Consider the following 3,802-nt stretch of genomic DNA (forward strand, 5'->3'; position numbering starts at 1 on the left):
CTGCCACGCTTGAGGCCGGTAAAGGCAGTGAGCTGCCTGCCAGCGACTTTATTATTACTTACACGGATACAAATGAAGTGAGCATTCAGCCCGTAGATAATAAAGGCGAGCCTATTGGCGATGCGGCCATAGCAATTATTCCATCAAGTAACGTCATAGATGCTGATGATATACAATTAGCTACACCAGGTGATCCTAATGCAACGCCGCCACTACCGGCTACAGTTGAAGACTCATTTGGCTTAAAACTAGAAATTAATGGTACAGGAAATATCGGGGATAAATTTCATATTAAGCTTAATTCTGACTCGGCTTCTAGTATCACGCTTGCGACAAGCCGCGGTGAAGACTTAGCTCTGGCATCGCCTATTCGTACAGCTAACAGTATAGATAATGTAGGCACTGCCACTATTTCAGCTGGAGAAGTAACAAGCGTTACATCGGGTGGCTTTACCACCGTCCCTGGTCTAGCCAATGGTGATATCACGTTAGTTAAAACAGGAAACCCAAACGAATATCAAATTTCAGATGAGAATAACGCGGCAACAACCATTATTATTCCACCGCCAGGTAATAATGTTTTATCTCAAGCTGGAACGCCATATAACGATTATGGCTTTGATTTTGACATAGAAGGTACGCCAGCCACTGGAGACACTTTCACCCTTGAATTTAACGAAGGCGGCTTTGATGATAACCGCAATGGTTTAAAGCTCGCTGATTTACAAAATGGCGAATTAGTGCGTAAAAATGTAGTGACAACAACCACTGCCGACAATCACGACACATTTAATCAAGCCTATTCGGGGTTAGTGAGCGATATTGGCGTAGTAACTGGTCAAGCCATTACCAGTGCCAGCGCATTTAATGCGTTAGCAGAGCAATCTGAAGCGTGGTATGAGTCGCTCTCGGGTGTAAACCTTGATGAAGAGGCTGCCAATTTACTACGTTTCCAACAATCATATTCGGCATCAGCTCAAGTACTAGCTGCTGCCCAAGAAGTTTTTGACACCTTATTAAGTGCGGCGAGGTAATTATGCGTTTATCAAATAACTTAATGTATCAAAACAACATTAATAAAATACTCGATAACCAACAAAGTGTTGCTAATGCACAAGAGCAAGTAACAACAGGTAAAAAATACTTAACTACCTCAGAAGCACCTGCTGCTATTTCGCAAGGAATGCTGTATTCAAATAAAATACAAACAAATGAGCAATATACTAAAAATATTGACCAATTAACTGGCCGTCTTGAGACTGAAGAAACCATCTTACAAAGTATAAATACCAATATTCAACAAGCGCAAGAGCTAGCGATTCAAGCAGGTAATGGTGCATATACTCAAGATGATTTAGAGTCAATCGCGGCTGAGCTGAGTGAAATACAAAAAACACTCGTCAATTTAATGAATACCCGCTCAGAAGACGGTAAGTTTATATTTTCAGGCTATCAAGACAGCACACAACCATACCAGCTTGACTCTACAACAGGTGAGTACACCTATAACGGGGATCAAGGCCAGCATGTAATAACCATAGCTGAGGGGGTAAGTATTAAATCAAGCGATAACGGCTTTGATACGTTTGAAAAAACAGATGCCAGACTAAATGTACTTGATAATAAAGCAGGCATACCAACAACAACGCCCGCCAATAATATTACTAAAGGCACTGTATATGTTGATGGCCAAGCCGAGTTCGATAAGTTTCATCAAGCAAATTACAACGCAGATCCAGCGACTCCAGTGTCACCCACAGCCAATACTTTTAATGTTGTAACCACCGCGGGTGCAACAGTAAACGATCCTGATACATACGAAATTTTACAAGATGGCGTGCCACTTGATCCCCCTCAAACAGGGGAAGTTAATGATAATACAATTGAATTTGCAGGTATAAAAATCGGATTTGAAGGCGCAGCACCAGGCCAGCTTGATTTTACCCTCGAAAAGCCGCACAAAGAAAATGTGCTTAATACATTACAATCACTCATTACAGGGCTAAATGATGGCACACTTGAAGGTGATGACTTTCAGCAAGTGCTAGCTGATGGTGTAGTACAGCTTCAAAATGCAAGTGAGCAAGTCGTGTATACGCAAGCGAGCTTAGGCGGGCGTATGAATGCGGTTGAAAGTGTAAGCGACTCAAACCTTGCGCAAGATATTCAAAACATAAGTAACCTCTCTGACTTAGTTGAAGTAGACATGGCAGAAGCTATTAGTGACCTCACTAAACAAGAAACCGCACTGCAAGCCTCGCAAGCTACATTTGGCCGTTTAACTAACCTTTCATTATTTGATTACTTGTAAATAAATTATAAGCAGAAATACCTTGCCGCTTTGGTGAATACAAAGCGGCAAAAACCTCCCTCAAAATAGCGGCAATAAATTGTCGTCACTTCCGCTAAACAGATAACTTATTATTAACGTTTGATTTTTTTGATTGAAAAAGCTTTAAAAACATGTGGTTATATTTTTTTGAAAGTTGGCACAGTAAATGCTTTTCTAATAATTAGAAATTATCGAATAGTGGTTCCTGTTAAAACGTGTTGAACCACACTCTGTTTAAACCTAGGAGATGGTAAAATGGCATTAACAGTAAATACTAATGTGTCGTCATTAAACGCACAACGTAACTTAGCAAAATCAGGTGAAGGCTTAGCCACCTCAATGGAGCGCCTAGCATCGGGGATGCGTATTAACAGCGCCAAAGATGACGCAGCAGGCATGCAAATTAGCACGCGTTTAACCTCGCAAATCAGTGGTTTAGCGGTAGCACAACGTAACGCCAACGATGGTATTTCAATGGCGCAAACTGCTGAAGGGGCGTTGCAATCATCTACCGACATTCTTCAGCGAATGCGAGAGCTATCGCTACAGTCGGCGAATGGCTCAAATTCAAAGGAAGACCGCGAAGCGCTGCAAAAAGAAGTAACCGCTTTGCAAACTGAGTTGACCCGTATAGCCGATACCACCACCTTTGGTGGGCAAAAACTATTAAATGGCGACTACGGTACACAGCAGTTTCAAGTAGGTTCAGACAGTAACCAAACCATTGGCGTAACCTTAAACTCTGCAGCCGCTGAGGATATAGGCCTAAGAGGTAAAGGGTTTGATTTAGCTGCAATTACCGGATTTTCAGGTGCCAGTGAAACAGCTAAAACATTTGCAGATACGGATTCATTAAGCGTCACAGCTGGCGGCAAAACTAATAACATAGATTTAACCACAGGTATGAGCGCAGCAGATTTAGCTGGGCAATTCAACAGCACCGAAGGGGTGTTTGGCGTAGGTGCAACCACGCAAGTTGCTGTGGGTGGATTTGGAGATACGAATACAACCGCTACAGACGTTGTTACACTTAATGTTGCTGGTGTAGAAATTACAGCAACGGCTGCGGCAACGGGTGATGGTACAGTTGCAGCATTAAAAACCGCCATTGACCCAGCAACAACAGAAGCACTAGCTGCTAAAGGTATTACTGCTTCGGTTGTAAATAATACAGGTACTACCGGTGATGATTTATTGGTGTTTACTAACGCTAGTGGCGAAAACATTGATGTAACAATGGAAATTCAAGGTGGTGCTACTGATGGGTTAGATGGTACGGTATCTGCTTACGATGGCACTGCAGTTATTGCTGGTGGTGTAACAGTATCTGCAACAGCAGACACAACCGTAAACAAAACATCAACAATTACTGGGCGTTTAGATGTTTCTAATGCAGTATTAGATTCTGACTTTTCTACATTAAGTGTTACTGGTACAGGCACTTTAAATGGTGCAACAACAACCAACGCT

At 42.2% G+C, this 3,802-nt stretch carries 3 protein-coding genes; all 3 read left to right on the forward strand.

Going from position 1 to position 3,802, the window contains the following annotated elements; genetic code table 11:
* Nucleotides 1–1,034 (forward strand): flagellar basal body rod C-terminal domain-containing protein (locus L650_RS0112565; protein WP_029773335.1); only part of this gene is annotated, 1,034 nt, incomplete at its 5' end.
* Between the two features lie 2 nt (nucleotides 1,035–1,036).
* Nucleotides 1,037–2,311 carry a flagellar hook-associated protein FlgL gene (flgL, locus tag L650_RS0112570; RefSeq protein WP_029773336.1) on the forward strand — a complete coding sequence of 425 codons (1,275 nt, stop codon included), beginning with the start codon at nucleotides 1,037–1,039 and terminating at the stop codon, nucleotides 2,309–2,311.
* A 276-nt stretch (nucleotides 2,312–2,587) separates the two neighbouring features.
* On the forward strand, nucleotides 2,588–3,802 hold a 1,215-nt coding region (locus tag L650_RS24780), incomplete at its 3' end, for a hypothetical protein (RefSeq protein WP_029773337.1).

It is taken from the genome of Pseudoalteromonas sp. TB51 (assembly GCF_000498055.1).
In the GTDB taxonomy this organism is placed as follows: domain Bacteria; phylum Pseudomonadota; class Gammaproteobacteria; order Enterobacterales; family Alteromonadaceae; genus Pseudoalteromonas; species Pseudoalteromonas atlantica.

Excerpts from the sequence above, each read along its gene's own strand:
- flgL (WP_029773336.1), top strand. The coding sequence starts at position 1,037 with ATGCGTTTATCAAATAACTTAATGTATCAAAACAACATTAATAAAATA.